At 46.3% G+C, this 17,291-nt stretch carries 19 protein-coding genes; 14 read left to right on the plus strand and 5 right to left on the minus strand.

Features of this window, described 5'->3' with window-relative positions; all coding sequences use genetic code 11:
* The first annotated feature begins 12 nt into the window (after positions 1-12).
* The 7 genes from H6H02_RS11570 to H6H02_RS27885 all read left to right on the plus strand — a co-directional run bounded on the left by H6H02_RS11570 (position 13) and on the right by H6H02_RS27885 (position 4,392).
* On the plus strand, positions 13-1,731 hold the full coding sequence (locus H6H02_RS11570; protein WP_190817718.1) for a phage tail sheath C-terminal domain-containing protein: 1,719 nt from the start codon (positions 13-15) through the stop codon (positions 1,729-1,731).
* A gap of 82 nt (positions 1,732-1,813) precedes the next feature.
* On the plus strand, positions 1,814-2,284 hold the full coding sequence (locus H6H02_RS11575) for a phage tail protein (protein ID WP_190817732.1): 471 nt from the start codon (positions 1,814-1,816) through the stop codon (positions 2,282-2,284).
* 102 nt (positions 2,285-2,386) lie between these two features.
* On the plus strand, positions 2,387-2,887 hold the full coding sequence (locus H6H02_RS11580) for a phage tail protein (protein ID WP_190817740.1): 501 nt from the start codon (positions 2,387-2,389) through the stop codon (positions 2,885-2,887).
* Positions 2,888-3,009: 122 nt separating this feature from the next.
* Complete coding sequence (locus H6H02_RS11585) at positions 3,010-3,516, plus strand: phage tail protein (RefSeq protein WP_190817743.1); 507 nt, start codon at positions 3,010-3,012, stop codon at positions 3,514-3,516.
* A complete protein-coding gene (locus H6H02_RS11590; protein ID WP_190534696.1) occupies positions 3,503-3,862 on the plus strand; it encodes a hypothetical protein in 360 nt (119 codons plus the stop codon). The genes H6H02_RS11585 and H6H02_RS11590 overlap by 14 nt, the downstream gene beginning before the upstream one ends.
* 9 nt (positions 3,863-3,871) lie before the next feature.
* Positions 3,872-4,249 (plus strand): phage tail assembly protein, encoded by a 378-nt coding sequence (locus tag H6H02_RS11595; protein WP_190817746.1) that lies wholly within the window; start codon positions 3,872-3,874, stop codon positions 4,247-4,249.
* A gap of 14 nt (positions 4,250-4,263) precedes the next feature.
* Entirely contained in the window at positions 4,264-4,392 is a 129-nt protein-coding gene (locus H6H02_RS27885; RefSeq protein WP_347342606.1) for a DUF6760 family protein, read from the plus strand.
* A gap of 51 nt (positions 4,393-4,443) precedes the next feature.
* Here H6H02_RS27885 and H6H02_RS11600 read toward each other — a convergent pair whose 3' ends face one another.
* Positions 4,444-5,250 carry a DUF928 domain-containing protein gene (locus H6H02_RS11600; protein WP_190817748.1) on the minus strand — a complete coding sequence of 269 codons (807 nt, stop codon included), beginning with the start codon at positions 5,248-5,250 and terminating at the stop codon, positions 4,444-4,446.
* A 545-nt stretch (positions 5,251-5,795) separates the two neighbouring features.
* Between H6H02_RS11600 and H6H02_RS11605 the strand changes: the two genes are divergently transcribed.
* The 3 genes from H6H02_RS11605 (at position 5,796) to H6H02_RS11615 (ending at position 9,657) form a co-directional block, all read left to right on the plus strand.
* Positions 5,796-8,156, plus strand: a complete 2,361-nt coding sequence (locus H6H02_RS11605; RefSeq protein WP_190817750.1) for a CHASE2 domain-containing protein — start codon at positions 5,796-5,798, stop codon at positions 8,154-8,156.
* 125 nt (positions 8,157-8,281) lie between these two features.
* Positions 8,282-8,608, plus strand: a complete 327-nt coding sequence (locus H6H02_RS11610) for an ArsR family transcriptional regulator (protein WP_190817752.1) — start codon at positions 8,282-8,284, stop codon at positions 8,606-8,608.
* Positions 8,609-8,895: 287 nt separating this feature from the next.
* Positions 8,896-9,657: a MinD/ParA family protein gene (locus H6H02_RS11615; RefSeq protein ID WP_190817754.1), complete on the plus strand. Its 762-nt coding sequence runs from the start codon at positions 8,896-8,898 to the stop codon at positions 9,655-9,657.
* 91 nt (positions 9,658-9,748) lie between these two features.
* On the opposite strand, the gene H6H02_RS11620 is transcribed toward H6H02_RS11615, so the two are convergent.
* The 3 genes from H6H02_RS11620 to H6H02_RS11630 all read right to left on the minus strand — a co-directional run bounded on the left by H6H02_RS11620 (position 9,749) and on the right by H6H02_RS11630 (position 11,545).
* Complete coding sequence (locus H6H02_RS11620) at positions 9,749-9,967, minus strand: hypothetical protein (RefSeq protein WP_190412601.1); 219 nt, start codon at positions 9,965-9,967, stop codon at positions 9,749-9,751.
* A 209-nt stretch (positions 9,968-10,176) separates the two neighbouring features.
* Positions 10,177-11,109 carry an SH3 domain-containing protein gene (locus tag H6H02_RS11625; RefSeq protein ID WP_190817756.1) on the minus strand — a complete coding sequence of 311 codons (933 nt, stop codon included), beginning with the start codon at positions 11,107-11,109 and terminating at the stop codon, positions 10,177-10,179.
* Positions 11,110-11,245: 136 nt separating this feature from the next.
* Positions 11,246-11,545 (minus strand): hypothetical protein, encoded by a 300-nt coding sequence (locus H6H02_RS11630; protein WP_190412599.1) that lies wholly within the window; start codon positions 11,543-11,545, stop codon positions 11,246-11,248.
* 485 nt (positions 11,546-12,030) lie between these two features.
* On the opposite strand from H6H02_RS11630, the gene H6H02_RS11635 reads away from it, so the two are divergent.
* Both H6H02_RS11635 and H6H02_RS11640 read left to right on the plus strand, forming a co-directional pair.
* Entirely contained in the window at positions 12,031-13,284 is a 1,254-nt protein-coding gene (locus H6H02_RS11635) for an FtsX-like permease family protein (protein ID WP_190817758.1), read from the plus strand.
* Positions 13,285-13,862: 578 nt separating this feature from the next.
* The gene (locus H6H02_RS11640) at positions 13,863-14,555 is read left to right on the plus strand and encodes an ABC transporter ATP-binding protein (protein WP_199329133.1); all 693 of its coding nucleotides are present in this window, start codon (positions 13,863-13,865) and stop codon (positions 14,553-14,555) included.
* A gap of 198 nt (positions 14,556-14,753) precedes the next feature.
* Here H6H02_RS11640 and H6H02_RS11645 read toward each other — a convergent pair whose 3' ends face one another.
* Complete coding sequence (locus H6H02_RS11645) at positions 14,754-15,770, minus strand: SDR family oxidoreductase (protein ID WP_190817762.1); 1,017 nt, start codon at positions 15,768-15,770, stop codon at positions 14,754-14,756.
* A gap of 376 nt (positions 15,771-16,146) precedes the next feature.
* Here H6H02_RS11645 and H6H02_RS11650 point away from each other — a divergent pair, with 376 nt between their 5' ends.
* Together H6H02_RS11650 and H6H02_RS11655 are read left to right on the plus strand one after the other, a co-directional pair.
* The gene (locus H6H02_RS11650; protein WP_190817764.1) at positions 16,147-16,734 is read left to right on the plus strand and encodes a Uma2 family endonuclease; all 588 of its coding nucleotides are present in this window, start codon (positions 16,147-16,149) and stop codon (positions 16,732-16,734) included.
* 135 nt (positions 16,735-16,869) lie between these two features.
* Positions 16,870-17,226, plus strand: coding sequence for a hypothetical protein (locus tag H6H02_RS11655; RefSeq protein ID WP_190817767.1), 357 nt, complete (start codon positions 16,870-16,872; stop codon positions 17,224-17,226).
* Positions 17,227-17,291: the final 65 nt, after the last annotated feature.

Genomic DNA, 17,291 nt, shown 5'->3' on the forward strand with positions numbered 1-17,291 from the left:
GAAGACTACGCTATGCCAATGGATTATTTTGCTCCTGGTGTCTACGTCGAAGAAGTAGACCGTGGCAGCCGCCCGATTGAAGGGGTGAGTATGAGTGTTGCTGGGTTTGTTGGCTTTACCGAGGATGTCCGCGGTGATGCCGAACTGTTCAAACCCATGATGATCACCAATTGGAGCCAATTCCTAGAGTATTTTGCCAAACAAGGCTCCGATGGTTACACAGACTTCAACGCCTACCTCCCCTTTGCCGTCAATGGCTGGTTTATGAACGGTGGTGGACGTTGTTGGGTGACTAGCATTGGTACCAAACTCCCCGGTTCACAACCACCGCCACTAGAAGAAACAGCCACGAAGCTCAGAACCTCTGGAAATCGTCCCTCTTTAATGTTTGCCATTAAGCCATCCGAAGGCGAAGAAGATGGCAGCTCCGCTCTTGCCCTACCCGGCGGACGAGTTAATGTTTCAATCCTCCCCGATGAACCTAAAGCCCCGGAAGATCCAGAGGCAGAACCCCCACTCAACACAGGTGAATACTTTAAAGTCATTGTTAGTAGCGGTGGCGAGAAACTCGAAGAGTACAGCCACCTGACAATGAACCCGGATGTCGAGGCACAAGTGGGTACCTATGCCGTCACTGCGATCAATGAAGGGATTGGCGACCAGCAGGCATCTCAATTTTTGTCCGTCACCGATATGTCCACCAGCGGACAACCCCTGTCCCGGCGACCTGTCAACGGCACCTATGAAGTCAGCCCTCCACCCGTCATTTCCAGCCCTGAGCGCTTTCCACGGGATGTGAATGGGGTGCGCGATGACCGCACGGGCGTCCAAGGGATTTTTGAAATTGACGAAGTTTCCATGATTGCCTGCCCCGACCTAATGCTGGCATACCAACGCGGTCTGCTGGATTTGGATCAGGTTCACGGCATCATGGAAATGATGGTTAGTATGTGCGAAAACAACGCACCCAGCCCCAACTACCGCATGGTTGTTCTCGACCCACCACCTTGCAAGGGAGGTGGCGATCCTGTACCCCCTGAGCAACAAAAGCCTCAGCACGTCGCTCAGTGGTTAAGTAACTTCAATCGTCGTTCTATGTTCGGGGCATTGTATTATCCCTGGATTAAAGTGGCGAACCCACGCAATGCCGGACGACCGATTTTGGTTCCTCCCTGCGGTCACATGATGGGGATTTGGTGCCGTACCGATGAGACTCGTGGCGTTTTTAAAGCACCCGCTAACGAAGTTCCTCGCGGTGTCCTGGGTCTAGCCTACGAGACTAACTTCCGCGAACAGGAACTGTTGAACCCTGTGGGGATTAACTGTATCCGCAACTTCGCTAACTACAACCGAGGCTTCCAAGTTTGGGGCGCACGGACTCTGGTAGAACCCGCCAATGTCCAATGGCGCTATATCAGCGTCCGCCGTCTGATTAGCTACATCGAGCGCTCGATTGAAATCGGTACCCAGTGGGTTGTGTTTGAGCCTAACGATCAAGATTTGTGGGCGCGAGTTACCCGCACCGTTAGCAATTTCCTCGAACGGCTATGGCGTGCAGGGGCGTTGTTTGGCGGTTCGCCTGGTGAATCTTTCTACGTCAAGTGCGATGCCAGTATCAATACCCACGAGACAATCATGCTGGGTCGTCTGTATGTCGAAATTGGCGTTTGCCCAGTCCGACCAGCGGAATTTGTGATCTTCCGCATCAGTCAGTGGTCTCCTAACCAATAGGTTAAAGTCCTCAGTTTAGATATCAGCTCTCAGGCTGATATCTAAACTAATATTGAAAAAATTTGTAAGGAGGTTTTGAACAATGGCGATTATTACCGTTGAGAATTTTGAATTAGAAATTAAGGGAGTCGGTGACGGTTTACAGTTTAAAAGTGTTGACTTACCAGCATATAAGACTGACGTTCAACACGGTGATGCCCTAATGTCTGGTGCCAAGGGTTCTGTACGGCAGACGCTTACTAAGAAAAGGGAGGCAGCGGTTCAAATCACCGTAGTAACCCTAGCGAGTGGAGATGCAAAGAGTACTAGCTCGTTGATGCGAAAGTGGCTGTTACAGTGTATGCCGAAGGCAGAGGATGGTGGCGGCTTTCCTACAAGTGCCAGAATGGCAGAAGGCGTAATTAAATCTTATAACTCAGCCGGAGAAATGGTAGATTCGTGGAAGATGAGCGGAGTTTGGATTTGTAAATATCAAATCGGAAAACTCAGTGCCGAAGGCGGATTGCTAGAAGAAACTTTTACGCTACAGGTTGACCAGTTCGATCCAGCTTGATCTATTTAAGTCTGGGCGTTTGACCCAATCCTCTTAATTTAAATTGGTTTGCAATCTGCAAACCCCAAAGTCATTCTTTTGTAATTGATTGGAAGGTTATTTATGGCTGATGCCGTTGAATTGCTATCTAGTGATAACTTCGATGTAGCAATTGGTGATATCAAAGACATCATTGTCAAAGAAGTCAGTGGGATGTCAGTAGAAATGTCCCCAAAGGGTGCTGATAATGCCATCGGTTCTGGCCCGAAGGGAAAATCTCTGGTTCTTAGTGTTCCAAGTCAACCGAAGTATGGCGAGATAACGCTCGTTTTGGTGCCAGGAGCGCATCAGGGTGGAAATGACGATAAGCTGTGGACGTGGTACAAGGATTGCGCCTCGAAAGCTAACCTTGGGGAAGCAGCAAAAGCGCGAACCTTACGTAAAGAAATGACAATTAATGTCTATTACTCTGGTTCAGATCAGAAGGTAGGGTTAACGTACAGCTTTGTAGGGGTGCTTCCCAATAGTTTTGATGTTCCTAAGCGGGACGCAGGGAGTAGCGAACTAGAGACTTGGACGCTTAAGCTTAACTATGAGCGGATGAAGTTTACTGTATCTGCATAGAATGAATCCTCAAGGCAACTCCCTGTAAAACTGCGCTGGTGAGGTGAGATGCGATCGCAGTCTTATTCACCAGTCATTGATTATCAGCTTGAAAGCTCATTGGTTGTAAGGTGGTATCAACTGTGACAGACTTCCCTGAAATCCTCACTACTTGCCGATTTTTTCTAGAACTAAAACTCAATGGCAGCAATGATGCAGTAGACGGCTACTTTATGGATTGTAGCGGTTTTAAGTCTACCCAACAGGTGATAGAAATCTCTGAGGTGACACCTCAGAAGTGGGGAAAAGATGGAGAGTCGAAGGGTCGAATTGTCACTACAAAAATTCCGGGTAAGGTTAGTTACAGCAATATTACTCTGCGCCGGGGTCTGACTTGTTCGATGACGTTATGGAACTGGATTCAAGCTGTGCAGGATGGAGACTGGGCTGAACAAAGACGAGATGGTTCTTTGGTGATTTATAATCAAGCGGCGGAAGAACAGTTTAGATTTGAGTTTCAACGGGCGTGGCCTACTAGCTATAAAATTTCTGATGTGAATGCGGCTGGGGGTGAGCTGGAGATTGAAGAAATAGAAATGACAGTTGAACAGTTAAAACGGATTCAAGTAGCAAGGAATGATTCAAACTGAGTTTGAATTTACTTTACCGAAGGGATACCTTGATGCGGATGGCAATCTGCATCGCAAAGGTGTAATGCGTTTGTCGAGGGCGATGGATGAGATTGTCCCTTTGCGAGATCCGCGTGTTAAATCAAATCCTGCCTACGCTACAGTGATTATTTTGTCTCGCGTGATTGTCCGCTTGGGAGCGTTGGAGGAGGTCACGCCTTCAGTTGTTGAAGGCTTTTTTGCGTGTGATCTGAATTATCTCCAGAAATTTTATCGTCAAATTAATGACCTAGAACAGGAAAATGCAGGATTGAAAGAAGCCACAAACCCTCCTGCAAATTCTGCACTAGCTTCTGATTCCGAGTAACCCGACGAGATGGACAGCGATCGCATCCAAACAGAATTTGAATTTGTCCTCCCTAGAGGATTGGTCGATGCTCAAGGGGGCGTTCATCGCCAGGGGGTGATGCGCCTGGCAACGGCAAAAGATGAAATGTGCGTCCAAAAAGACCGGGGCGTTCAGGATAATCCAGCTTATGGAGTCTTGGTGATGTTCTCGCGGGTGATTACCTGTATCGGCACTGTAACAGAGGTAACGCCTACGCTGTTGGAGGGTCTTTTCTCGCGGGATTTGGCATATTTGCGGGAGTTTTACAATCGCATTAACCAGGAGGGGGAAGCTTACATTCCGGTTCAGTGTCCCCAGTGCAATCGTCAATTTCAGGTGGAGCTTTCTCTATCGGGGGAATTCTAGGCTACCCCTCGGATATACTACGCCAAGAGGTAGCCTTGATAGCGTTCCACTTTCACTGGTCTTTAGAGGATATCCTCAATCTGGAACATCGCGATCGCCGGGATTGGGTGACAGAAATTAGTCAGCTGATGCAACCAGAATAAAGAAGGAGCAAGGGTCAAGCCCTTACCCCTAACTCACTGCAATGCTTTCCTTTACGGTGTTGGTTTCTGAGTGATATCTACTATTAAGGGTTCTTTAGCCACTGTGCCGAGATTAACTGACTTTAACAAGTCTTGCCAATCGGTCTCTAAGGTTAAATCGCTAGGATTGGCGTTACGTAAGTCAGCTAGAGATGAAAGAGTGTCAAGCCACATCCCAGCATCTGCATAGATTGCTGGGCGATCGCGCGGTGCTGCTTTCTGTAAGGCATTTCTCAAAACGGAACTTGGTTGGACTCGTTGAATCCACCCTTCTACAACAATATCTGCCCCCCGATCTTCGGGGTCGCAAATCACTGATAACGACCAACGGTATGTTTTGCCAACAACCAGCGGTGGTGCATCCTTTTGAGGAAGGCTAACACTAACAACACCTCCCACATTTGGAATCGGCAATGTTGTTTCGTATTTTACCTGCTCACTGGTTTCCCCGTTATACAGAATAAACTCTGCTTCCTGAACGGAAGCTTCAGGAAGAGCAACAAATAAAGTCGGATGAGCAGCTACAGTTAATCCTATATTTGTGCTGGGCAACAATGCCATGAGCGACTTTCCTTCGGCAGCGCAGGTGCTGCTACCACGCGATGCTCCGGGTTCTCTAGTCCGGGGTGCCCCAACCCTTCTTGGCAGCCTAAATTTTAGGCGACCTGCTACACGCATTTCTCTGCGGTTCAGGCTGGGTTGTTGAATCGGTTGGCTTTTTGTGGTGGCGGTGGCTGGAAAGCTGGTAGCGATCGCACTAAGCCCCACCAACAAGGCTAAGGAGAGTGTTGTGAAATACACAGAATACTTATTCACCATAATCTTTTAGTTGTTGCAGTGGGTTTACCTGGCGAACAGCGATCGGAGCGCATACAAGGGGAAGAAACTACTTCTCGAAGCGATCGCCTCTATGAGGCATCGTACTTCGTAAAATAAACTCGACCGCGACCGTAGCGGTTTTAGACAAAGACTCTTTTATCTTCAACAAAGTTTCCGATTTTTCCAGACAAGTCTCTAGAAATCAATTATTTATTTTGTCAGATTTATTGCCTCAGTGGGCACTTGAAAGCTCCGGTTTTTGCTTAGCACAAAATTTGATGCTATAACTACTATAAAATTATCTCTCAAATCGTCACTTTTTCTTTGAATACCAAAAAAATATCTATTTATCTAGTTTTTTTTCAAAAACTTCATGAAGTTTTGTAGGCAATTCATTCTTTGATTTTCAACAGCTCACTGGTCTGTTTAAACAATTTTTAAAGGCAAAAGGATATAGATAAATTCTTAATCTTAAATTCCTCTTTTAAAGTTACATGTTGAGCGAAAATAAGAACTCTAGCCCCTAGAGAGGAGGCGTCAATTATATGGTTTCTCGGCTTAGTTCAAAGATTCGCTCCCTGCTGTCAAATACAAGCAACCTACGCACAGCAGCTTTAAATTTTGGGGGACAAGTCGTTCTCACCAGTGTTGTGGCAACAAGCTTGGTCGTGGGAGCGAGGCAGATAGGGATACTTCAGGGACAAGAGCTGGGTGCTTTTGACCAGCTGACTCGGATGCGTCGTGATGAAGGTCCAGATAATCGCCTGTTGCTGGTGGAGATTACTGAGGGAGATATCCAAACTGAGAAAGGGTGGCCTATCTCGGATGCCACAATTGCCAAAGCGTTAGAGAAACTAGAGCAGTATGAACCGAGAGCCATCGGTATAGATATTATTCGGGATGTTCCGGTCAAAGAGGGGAATGCCAATTTATTGAAGATCCTCAAAGGAAGCGATCGCATTATTACGATCTGCCAACTCAGTGATGGTAAACAGGCAGGATTTCCGCCACCGCCTGGAATCTCACCAGACCAAGTGGGATTTGCTGATTTCGTCAAAGAACCTGATGGATGGGTTCGCCGCAGTCTCTTAGTGGCAAATCCTCCAGTCCCGAACGCTCCCTTAGAGAACCCCCATCTTTGTAGCGATCCCGAAGAGCAACTCACCTCCTTGGATTTGACCCTAGCACTCATGTACCTGCAAGCTGAGGGAATCGAAGCAGAACCTTCAGATGACGGGAACCTGAAGATCGGTTCCACTCTCTTCAAAAGCCCCGATCCGAATGCTGGCGGATACCGGAACGCCGACACGGAAGGGTTGCAGATGTTGATTAACTACCGTTCGGCAAATCTGCCTGCCCAAAAGATAACGCTCACAGATGTACTCAAGGGCAAGATCGATCCGGCTTTAGTCAAAGATCGGGTTGTTTTAGTTGGCTACACCGCAGTCAGCGTGAATGACGACTTCAACACGCCCTACAGTGCGGCTCAAGAAGGCACTCAGAAAATGCCCGGAGTGGTCATTCATGCTCAGGTTGTGAGTCAGATCCTCAGTGCAGTTCTGGATAAACGACCGCTATTTTGGTACTGGAGTGAGTGGGGCGAAATTGGATGGATTTGGGCCTGGTCGTTGGTGGGAGGCTTAGTGGCATGGCGGATTCGGCGTCCCTTGCTCTTGGTGATTGCGGGAGGAAGCGCGATCGCCCTCTTGTTTGGAACTTGTTATGTTTTGTTTCTCAAAGCAGGATGGATACCCCTCGTGCCCCCAGCATTGGCACTGGTGACAACGGCAGTCGGCGTCGTTTTGATAGATAGAGGATACGCCAAAGCCATCTATCAAGGCGTCAAAGGGTTTTTAAAAATCGATATTGAGATTGACCAGGAAAAGAAAGAACGCCAAGTAGCGGAAATTACAGAAAGTGACTACTTCCAAGAATTGCAGGAAAAGGCGAAAAATCTCAGGAGTCGAGAAAGTAATCCTTCTGAAAAAACAACTTTTAAATTAAAAGTCGAGAGGTCAGAAGCGGCTGAAACAACGGCAGAAACTGACTACTTACAACAGTTGCAGCAAAAGGGAAAAAGTTTCAGGAATCGATCCAATGATGGGGAAGCAGAAGCTACCACTGAGTCAACCGTTGAAATCCCAGAAACCTCTGAAACAACGACAGAAATCGACTATTTACAGCAGTTGCAGCAAAAGGGGCAAGAGTTAAGAAATCGCTCCAATGATGGGGAAGCAGAAGCTACCACTGAGCCAACTGTTGAAATACCAGAAGCTACGCAGGCAAGCCAAGCCACTGAAACAACAGCAGAAATCGACTACTTACAGCAGTTACAGAAAAAGGGTAAAAAGTTAAGAAATCGGCATCATGATGGGCAAGCAGAAGCTGTTGCGGAATCAAACGTTGAAATACCAGAAGTTGCATTGGCAAGCCAAATTACTTCTCCTGTCGAAGAATTAAGCAATCAGCAGGACGGACAGGGAGAAGCCGCAATTGAGCCAAATACTTCAACCCCAAAAGTCATCCAACCAAACCAAGAAGCTGAAGAAACCGAAGAACTCGACTACTTCCAGCAGTTGCAGCAACGAGCAACCTTGAGAAATTGGGAGGAAGATAGGCGACCACAAGCTGCCACTGAGTTAAATACCTCAATACCAGAAGTCACACCAGCAAGCCAAGAAACTGAAAGCGAAGAACTCGATTACTTTCAGCAGTTGCAGCAACGAGCAAACTTAAGAAATTCGAGCAGCGACGGGCACGCAGAAACCACTACCGAGTCAAATTCTTCAACAATAGAAGTTCTAGAGGCTAGCCAGGAAGCTGAACTCAGTGAAGAACTCGACTACTTCCAGCAGTTGCAGCAACGGGCAAAAACCGTGAGAAGTGCAGAGACTGAATCTACCTGATGGCGGTATGGCAGTGAGATAAACCGCTATTAGAGGACATCTATCGATAGATCGAACTGAGGATGCTACGCGGAATCCGTAAGTTCGCGATTCACATCATTCGCTAAAGGGAAAGGAAGGAAAAGATGAATCAGGATCGAATCAATCAATCACCCGCAGATTCCAGCGGACACCAGACTGATATTGGTCTGAATATGCTTGATGTAATGAATTTGCCCGATGACCTGCGAAAACTCGTCAACTGGATAATGCGTCAGAAAACCGTAACCTTGCCGGAAGCCGCAGCTCACACCGGCGAGGATGAGGAAGTTGTCCACACCCAGTTAGAAGCTCTGGTAGCTCAAGGCTTCGTGCAAGAACTAAAAGAGGGAGAAACGCTCTGCTACAGAACTCGCCTTGCCCCCAAACAGCGAAGCAAGCTATCTACAAATATCTGGGAGAACCTGGAGTGAGTAAACGTAATAAGCCTCTATCAGGTTGCGGGAATCACGCCAAAAATGCAAGTTTCTACTACCTTGATAAGGTGTAATCTCATTTGGATTGTGAGGTGCTACATTAACACTTCTCTCAGCCCCTCGCTAACGCTTGAAAAAAGGGTAGCTGAGAATCGATATGTTGCAACCAAACCACAAATGGTATAGAAATTAAGCCCCACGGTTCATTCGTCGCGCCCTGGAATGGGCTTTTTCGATTGTTTTCTGTTAAGGATGAAGAATCCTCTCACACATTGAGGTAAAGTATGTCAAAAATTGTGTCCATCCACTCATTTCGGGGTGGCACTGGCAAATCGAATTCGACGGCTAATCTGGCAGCTTTAGTCGCTCGCTTTGGGTATCGCGTTGGTATCGTTGACACCGATATTCAATCGCCAGGAATCCATGTGCTTTTCGGTTTCGATGAGCAGAAGATGGAACACTCTCTCAATGACTACCTATGGGGTCGTTGTTTAATTGAAGAAGCTGCCTACGATGTCACCTCAATTTTAAGAAAGACCGGCGTTAAAGGCGGCAGCATTCATCTGATTCCTTCTAGTATCAAAGCGGGGGATATTACTAGAGTGCTGCGTGAGGGATTTGATTTTGGTCTCCTCAATGATGGTTTTCAAGATATCATTGAAACCCTGAATCTGGATTACTTATTTATTGATACCCATCCAGGCCTTAACGAAGAAACGCTGCTTTCTATTACTATCTCTGATATCTTGGTGCTAATTTTGCGCCCAGACCGCCAAGACTTTCAGGGGACTGCCGTGACGGTGGAGGTGGCTCGGAAACTACAGGTGCCGAAGATGTTGCTGCTAGTAAATAAGGCGCTACCCGTTTTGGATTTTGATGCCTTGAAGCTACAGGTAGAAAAAACCTACAATGCTCCGGTGGCTGGAATTTTGCCGCTTTCAGAAGAGATGATTCAAATGGCAAGTAGCGATCTCTTTTGCCTGCGGTTTCCAGAGCATCCCTTGAGTAAGGTGATGGAAAAGGTTGCCAAGATGATTACGGCTTAATATGATTTGTAGGGACGGGTTTAACAAAATATTGGCGATCAGCCAAGCATATTGATATACCCCCCTGCACTATGGACTGTTGCCAATATAATTAATTGCCCGTAACCATTCGCAAAATAGTTTGGGGAAGTTGGGTTATCTGCTGCCAAAGGTCTTGAGGACCAATGCCAAAGAAAAGTTGTAAAACAAGAACAACTGCCGCAATTAAAATGGCTGTGCCAATGCTGGCTTTCACTACCTTAATGAGTAATGTAAAGACTAACCAGGATACGATAAGTGCGGCAATTAGAATGATTAAATCTACTGGCATAGACGTTGCTCTCAAAGGTATTAATCGGGCTGGGAGATTGTAGCAAGTTAACAGAATTTTTGCTGGTCGAAGATACAGATATCCTTTTCGTGAAGTCACCTTTGCGAACTTCATTGACCTCGCTTCAAGCTTTAGTCTGCGGGAAACTTGCTTTTAATTCCCAGTCGTCTGTCTAATTTTCCTCGAAATAGCGATACTTTTACCTTAATTTACTCTCCACCAGATATATAAAGCAGACGCCATTGCCCTTTCGCTTTGCCAAAGGCGGCTCGATATTCTAGGGGAGAATAAGCAAAACGATTGGAAATGTAGCCCGGTTTTCCATTTGGCAAAATCACCGCAGTCCACCCGTTGATGGAACTGTAATCTTCGCCTCGTTGCGCCCGTTCTCTGGCGCGTTGTTCTTCGATTTGACGATTGACTTTGACGACTTCGTTTGAGAGTAAGCCGACTACTGGACTCTCTAGGCTAGGTTGCGATCGCACGTTCACATTTTCACCTACAACGATGACGCGGCTTAATTCGTAGGAAACGCCATCGGCAGAATTTGGTGCGGGATACTGTCGAGCAAAATCGCGCGGTACGGTGTTACAAATCCAACCTGGAGATTGGAGGTCAACGTCCGGTTGCCTCTGGTTAGTGGTTTGAAAACAACCGGCAGCTAGGGCTTTTTCTAGCCATCCCCAGATTGGGGCATTGTGATTTTCTAGCTTCAAATCGGGGAGGGTGCTGATGCCGTGACCAATGCCAATTTGGTTGAGGGGCAAAATGGATTGCACAAACTCAGCATCGCGCAATCGCACTGCTTCCCGCAACTGTTGCCGAAATTGAGCGAAGTCACTTCCTGGGTTTACTTCATCTACCAGAACGATGCGTTGATGGGGAAACTCATCTAGCTTTGGCTGTATTGCCACATCCGTTTGAGTCGTTGTCTGTGGGGTTGTGGCTTCAACTGCATCGTTGTTGGTTTTAACGGTGGAAGCGATCGCAGTTGCTTCTGGGATCGAAGTTGATTCCGGTATATTTGTTTCTATGCTTTGTTGGTTCTGTGCCCCAGTTTGGCGACCGGCTGTTGCTAGAGTGGCACCAGTAATTGCCGAAATCGCAACTGCCCCCATAATCAAAAAGTATATTTTTTTCATAACTAATGCCGATAACGTCTTTTTGTTACCTACAGTTGAGACGCTAGGATTTCAGGCAAAGTTATTAAATTTTTGTTTTTAAATACATGAATATGCCGGGAGGCCGATGATTGGCGCTCCCAGCAAAGGTCGTATATTATTTCTCTTCTACATACATTGGAGGCTCAATCGCAAAATTGTTTAGCTGCCCCGCTTCATCCAGGATGTAACCCTCGGTCGTATCTAAACCAGTTCCTTCTTCTTGTTCTCTAGCTGCTTCAACTTGGTGTTTATTCAGCTCTTTGTCCACATTAGATGGAATCACCGCATCTGCTGCATTCACGCCCAATACTGATTGCGATAATTGAACTCCAATGTGGTTGTTTCCTGGTGCCCCTCTTCCCGGTTCTGCTTCGCTAGGATCTTCTGGCAATACTGGATTTTGTTCGTCGCTCATGAATTTTTCTCCTATGTTATTTTAAGTTGAGCGTAGTCTGTTTATTACGATGTTTCTATTTATGAAGGTAGCTTAGTTAGTATCGCTCTTTACTCTTTCGCGGGTATTAAATTGGTAAAGGCAAAGGTAGAGAGCGCAGCGGCATTGTTTGATAGCCAGAGGCTTGGCTTAACGCTGGATAGGCGAGATTTCCTCTGACACGGAAAAGACGCGATCGCATTGAACTCCTCTCAGCACGTCGGTAATTATAGGGAAATCGCAGCCAGAACCAAGCTTAATCCTTTCACAGTAAAATAAATTTAAAAAATCCATCTTAGTGCGGATATATCGGTAAGCACAATGAATAGGATTAGCAAATCTGATTGTTCTAAGAAATCGGGTTTGGGGTACTGTAACGCAATTTTCAGTTTATTTCGCTCGTTTTGCGGAAATTGTCTTTCAATTTTCCGGTTTTATAATAAACACGCTAGTAAACAACTCCTTTCATGGCATCAATCGCCCGCAAAAACCTATTTGAGGATATTCCCCGCTTCCTGGCAGCTCAGGCGGGGATTATGTTTGCAGTTAGCTTAGTCACTATTCAAACGGGTATTTTCAATGGATTTACTCGCGCCACGACTTTGCTAATCGACAATTCCAATGCTGATATCTGGGTATCCTCAGCGGATATGATTCACATGGAGCTGACACTACCCATACCCGCGCAGCGAGTTGTTGAGGCTCGACGGGTAGAAGGCGTAGAACAAGCTGAACCGCTGATTGTCCAAGCATCTTTGTGGCGAGATTCTCGGAACAAGATTTCACCGATGAGAATCATCGGATTCAATCCAGCCGGAGAATTATTTAGTCCAGGGAAAGTTATTCAAGGAAGTTTGAGTGCCTTAAAGCAGCCTTACACGGTGATGCTGGATAAATCTAATTTGCGTCCTTTGAACATCAAACAAATTGGCGATGTTGCTGAAGTTGGCTCATTTAAGGCACAGTTAGTTGCTCTGACGCAAGACACTCAATCAATTACATCGAATACTTTTTTGTTCACCTCGTTGGAGACTGCCAACGCTTACGCAAATTCCCGCGTAACGACGAGTTTAAACTGCAAGCTCCAATCGGGTGACATAAAGTGTACCAGTGCGTCGGCGAGTTTTAATAACCCACCCGCTGCGAATAATCTATCTGCTCCTGCACCCCAGAAATTAACTCCTACTGATTTAATCACCTATGTATTGGTGCAGGCAAAGCCCGGTCAAGATTTACAGCAACTCAAGAAAAAGTTAGAAGCAGCACTACCAGATACCCGCGCTTATACGAAGGCCGAAATGGCATCGCAGACGCGGGTTTTCTGGCAGCAGCGCACGGGAATTGGGTTTATTTTGGGCTTGGGTGCCGTTGTTGGCATTATTATCGGGATGGCGATCGCAGGTCAGATCCTCTACGCTTCTGTATCTGACCACTTAAAGGAGTATGGTACGCTCAAGGCGATGGGGGCTTCTGATTGGAAGATTTACAGTGTGATTGTCGAGCAGGCGCTCTGGATGGCAGTTCTGGGCTATATTCCCAGCATGGTTCTTTGCCTGGGGTTGGGAGCTTGGACGTTTGCTACTCAGGGAATCATCATTTTAATCACGCCTGGAAGTGCGATCGCCATCTTTGGGATTACGACACTGATGTGTGTCACTTCAGCTATCTTCGCCATCCAAAGAGTGACTCGTGTCGATCCGGCTATTGTTTTTAAGGCATGATTTTAGAATTTTGCCGCTTTAGGATAATATTCGATGGGTTTTCAGGAACCTGATATACTCAATGACCATCAATAATAAATGTAGATGTCTGTTTTATCCTAGCTGATAGTGAGTTTAACTTTATATTGGCAACAGGGCGGACAATTAGAAATTAAAAATTTATACAAACCTATTTTGGAGAGTGTGCGTACTTTAAGTAGGTGAGTATAATTCAACCTCACTTGAAGCGGTGCGTGGGACAGGGTTCGTGCTATCAGGAGGCACACCTACTATTGAGTCCCTAGTGTCAATCTCTATCAATAGATTGATTTCTGCTCGCTATTCACGCTATTCAATAGTCGAACAGTTTTGATCTGGAGTTGGAGGCATTAATGTTCAGTTCCTTCTGAAAGCCTGCATCCCTGATTCTTTCCTTCGATGCTTCCGTTGAAATTTTGTCCGGAGTATGGTTACTTAAGACAGATTGAATTGAGTAACTCATTGTAGTTTAGACATAGCGAATAGAAATATTGATGATTCTTTCCCAAAGCAACCGTACTCAATTTGCCAGTGTCCGAAATCTAGATGCTATTCCTTCTATGAGTTCGCTTCAGGCTCACAGAAAAGCCATTATCGGCATCGGAGTAGAAATGGTATTCCAGTCGGGAGGATCGCGTTTCCAAGCCCTTAAAAAGGTGAATCTGGAAATCTTCAAGGGCGATATTCAACTATTGATGGGGCCATCCGGATCGGGTAAAACGACCTTACTATCAATTTTAGCTGGGATTTTGACGCCGACGGCTGGCAGCGTACACTTGCTGGGTGAAGAGATTACAAGGATGTCTCGGAACCAGTTAGCAAGGTTCCGGCTGGCAAATATTGGCTTTATTTTTCAAGGCTTTAACTTGTTTCCGGCGCTGACTGCGGCTGAGAATGTAGAAGTAGCACTGCATCTCAAAGGGATTCGGGGACGAATGGCACGGCAACAGGCACAAGTTTTGCTAGAACAGGTGGGATTGGCGGATAAAGCGAAAAATTTACCCCGCGATTTGTCTGGAGGACAAAAACAACGGGTGGCGATTGCTCGTGCTTTAGCTGGCAATCCTCAGTTGATTATGGCAGATGAGCCTACGGCAGCTTTAGATTCTCACTCCGGACACGCTGTGATTGAGTTACTGCGTCAGCTTGCGAAGGAAGGCGGTTGCACGGTTCTGATGGTGACACACGATAGTCGAATTATGGATGTTGCCGATCGAGTCTTGCATCTAGAAGATGGAAGGTTGAAGGCATAACATCTAATTTTTTAATCGGGTCATTGATAGTTTGTTGCTTGTTAGGAATGGGGAATTAGAAATGAAATTCGGTCTGCCTTTTTTCTAATTCCCCATTCGTTTTAAGAATTATGAGAGCGATCGCAGCTTTAGATGAGAAGGCGGCTGGGGTTGGATGCGATCGCTTATCAACCGAGTAGTGTCCCTGATGCGATCGCCTTAAATATCATTTCCGGGAAAAAACCCTTTGAAGACTGCTGCAACTCCTAACGCCGCAGCTGCCGCAGCACCCCATTTAATCGGTGGATTTTTATCTAGCCAGTCAGTAAAGGCGGGTATCGTTAGGTTGCCAAAATCTCCTTCAACTTTGTCGTGAGCAGGGATTGGCTCGTAGAGATTATCCGGCGCGTCTTCAAACTTTGGTTCATTGGTGCGTTGCCCCTCAAAACCGATAAGAACCAAAATTTGATCCACCAGTCCGGGTGAGATTCGCTGAACCACATCTAACATCCGACCCACATCTCCCACAATGAAGTCACGAGTAGGGTGTTCAGCTACGTAAAGGATCGCATCGGCAACCAGGCTTGCCTCATAATACGGCGGTATTCCCGTCGGTTTGACGCCTAATTTCGTGCGACCGTTGTTGTAGAAGGGCGTGTTGATCACGGATGGCTTCACACTCGTTACGCTAATGGGAATTCCCTCATGTTGCAGCTCAACGCGCAGAGATTCCAGAAAACCTTCGACACCGTGCTTTGCGGAGGAGTAGGCACTCTGGAGGGGTAATGAACGCCTGCCTTCCATTGAAGAGATGTGGATCAGTGCCCCGCGCCCTTCACGCTTGAGATGGGGTAGCGCCGCCATTGCACCGTATACCTGCCCCATTAGGCTAATGTCAATGATGCGCTTAAACTCTTCCGGTGTTGTATTCTCGAAAGTTGCAAAAACGCCCGTGGCGGGGCAATGTACCCAGGTGTCGAGTCGCCCGTATACCTGCACGGTTTTATCTGCGATCGCTTTTACTTGCTCGAAATCTGTGACATCAGCAATAACCGCGACTGCCTCGCCGCCTTTTTGGTGTATTTCATCTACCAAAGACTTTAACCCTGATTCACTGCGAGCCGAGACTACTAATTTTGCGCCTCGTTGGGCAAACTGCAAAGCTGTCTCGCGCCCGATGCCGCTAGAAGCACCAACGACGGCGACAACTTGCTCTGTGATTGGCTTTAGTTGCATTCTTTCTCATCCTTTTATTAAAGTTGCTGACGACAAACCATTCACCTTTGCAGCTGAATTGCATCCAGGAACGTTGGCTTAGTTGTCAAATGTTAAGTTCTATTAACTAAATTAATCGGCTCACGGCGGGTTACATCAGTCTCAGGGTTGACAATAGGGATAGGCGTAGTACCCCTTGCCTTTATTTGGCGATCGCTGGGTTACTTCGCTCTTTTACAGAAATCAGTCTCAAATTAATGCAGGTACTCTACGACTAAATTTTCCCGAATTTAGAAAAAAGTATTGCTAATGTGGGAGCAAAAAAGAGCGATCGCTCTTTTATAGCAGAGCGATAATAAACTAGAAAATCCAAGAAAGTTAATACTTTGATGACTTTATGAACACAGCAACAATTACCTTACCTTCTACCCTCAAATTAACGATTGACTTGACAGACGAGCAGTTTTTCCAGTTATGTCAGAACAATCGGGATTTAAGATTTGAGCGCATAGCATCGGGAGAACTAATAATTATGCCCCCTACAGTTAGAGAAACCGGAAATCGGAACATCGATTTATCCTATCAACTCCAAGCTTGGAGCCGACAAAACAATCTAGGGCTTGCCTTCGATTCTTCAAGTGGCTTCAAACTGCCGAAAGGTGCAGATCGTTCACCCGATGCATCTTGGGTAAGACGCGATCGCTGGGATGTTTTAACCCCCGAAGAACAACAGGGATTTGCGCCTCTATGTCCTGATTTTGTGGTTGAGTTACTTTCTCTTAGCGATTCGGTGAAAATTGCACAGGCGAAAATGGGAGAGTATATGGACAATGGCGCTCGTTTAGGTTGGTTGATCAACCGGAAAAACCAGCGAGTAGAAATCTATCGTCAAGGACAGGATGTGGAGATTTTAGAAAATCCGGCAACTTTATCAGGGGAAGAGATGTTACCTGGCTTTGTATTAGATTTAACCCAAATTATGTAGTTTTAGACGAGAACGTACAGTTTTTGTAGGATAGAGAGCGCCCAAATATGTAAATAAATATTATAAACCGTAGTAAGTGCTTACAGATGATGGCAAAAAGTCTTGTAAAATTTTGCCATTCGATATAATGAATGGATGTTGGACTTTAATACCCTCTCTGAGTTTTCACGCGCCCACTGTATCGCCATTTGCGCGTTTCTGGTTCCAGCCAACTTGGGTGGTACCATCTCAACCCTGATTCTTGCTGCACTTTGTCGTCCTCCAGTTCAGGTGTGGCGTAGTGCTGGAGTGGCAACCGTATTTGCTCTGGTGATGGTGCTGCACGTATTTACTTGGTTCCAGGTTGGGGTAGTGATGCTTCCCACCTATATCCTGCTGTGCTTGGGAAGCACCTGCCTGGTCACGAATATTATAGCGATCGCCTACAACTACAATACCGTTGTCCTCCGCAAACATTACCCTAAGACTTCCAGCGCTATCAACCACCCTTAAAACAGCCTCCTCGCGTTAGTGTTGCCTCACCTTTGGTTTGGACTTACGGTGAATCCAGCAACAAT

This window comes from Coleofasciculus sp. FACHB-1120 (assembly GCF_014698845.1).
GTDB lineage: Bacteria > Cyanobacteriota > Cyanobacteriia > Cyanobacteriales > FACHB-T130 > FACHB-T130.

Coding starts and splice junctions, on each gene's coding strand:
- H6H02_RS11650 (WP_190817764.1), top strand. CDS start 16,147: ATGAACACAGCAACAATTACCTTACCTTCTACCCTCAAATTAACGATT.
- H6H02_RS11645 (WP_190817762.1), bottom strand. CDS start 15,770: ATGCAACTAAAGCCAATCACAGAGCAAGTTGTCGCCGTCGTTGGTGCT.
- H6H02_RS11615 (WP_190817754.1), top strand. CDS start 8,896: ATGTCAAAAATTGTGTCCATCCACTCATTTCGGGGTGGCACTGGCAAA.
- H6H02_RS11625 (WP_190817756.1), bottom strand. CDS start 11,109: ATGAAAAAAATATACTTTTTGATTATGGGGGCAGTTGCGATTTCGGCA.
- H6H02_RS11575 (WP_190817732.1), top strand. CDS start 1,814: ATGGCGATTATTACCGTTGAGAATTTTGAATTAGAAATTAAGGGAGTC.
- H6H02_RS11595 (WP_190817746.1), top strand. CDS start 3,872: ATGGACAGCGATCGCATCCAAACAGAATTTGAATTTGTCCTCCCTAGA.
- H6H02_RS11600 (WP_190817748.1), bottom strand. CDS start 5,250: ATGGTGAATAAGTATTCTGTGTATTTCACAACACTCTCCTTAGCCTTG.
- H6H02_RS11580 (WP_190817740.1), top strand. CDS start 2,387: ATGGCTGATGCCGTTGAATTGCTATCTAGTGATAACTTCGATGTAGCA.
- H6H02_RS11620 (WP_190412601.1), bottom strand. CDS start 9,967: ATGCCAGTAGATTTAATCATTCTAATTGCCGCACTTATCGTATCCTGG.
- H6H02_RS11635 (WP_190817758.1), top strand. CDS start 12,031: ATGGCATCAATCGCCCGCAAAAACCTATTTGAGGATATTCCCCGCTTC.
- H6H02_RS11640 (WP_199329133.1), top strand. CDS start 13,863: ATGAGTTCGCTTCAGGCTCACAGAAAAGCCATTATCGGCATCGGAGTA.
- H6H02_RS11610 (WP_190817752.1), top strand. CDS start 8,282: ATGAATCAGGATCGAATCAATCAATCACCCGCAGATTCCAGCGGACAC.
- H6H02_RS11630 (WP_190412599.1), bottom strand. CDS start 11,545: ATGAGCGACGAACAAAATCCAGTATTGCCAGAAGATCCTAGCGAAGCA.
- H6H02_RS11590 (WP_190534696.1), top strand. CDS start 3,503: ATGATTCAAACTGAGTTTGAATTTACTTTACCGAAGGGATACCTTGAT.
- H6H02_RS11605 (WP_190817750.1), top strand. CDS start 5,796: ATGGTTTCTCGGCTTAGTTCAAAGATTCGCTCCCTGCTGTCAAATACA.
- H6H02_RS11655 (WP_190817767.1), top strand. CDS start 16,870: ATGTTGGACTTTAATACCCTCTCTGAGTTTTCACGCGCCCACTGTATC.
- H6H02_RS11570 (WP_190817718.1), top strand. CDS start 13: ATGCCAATGGATTATTTTGCTCCTGGTGTCTACGTCGAAGAAGTAGAC.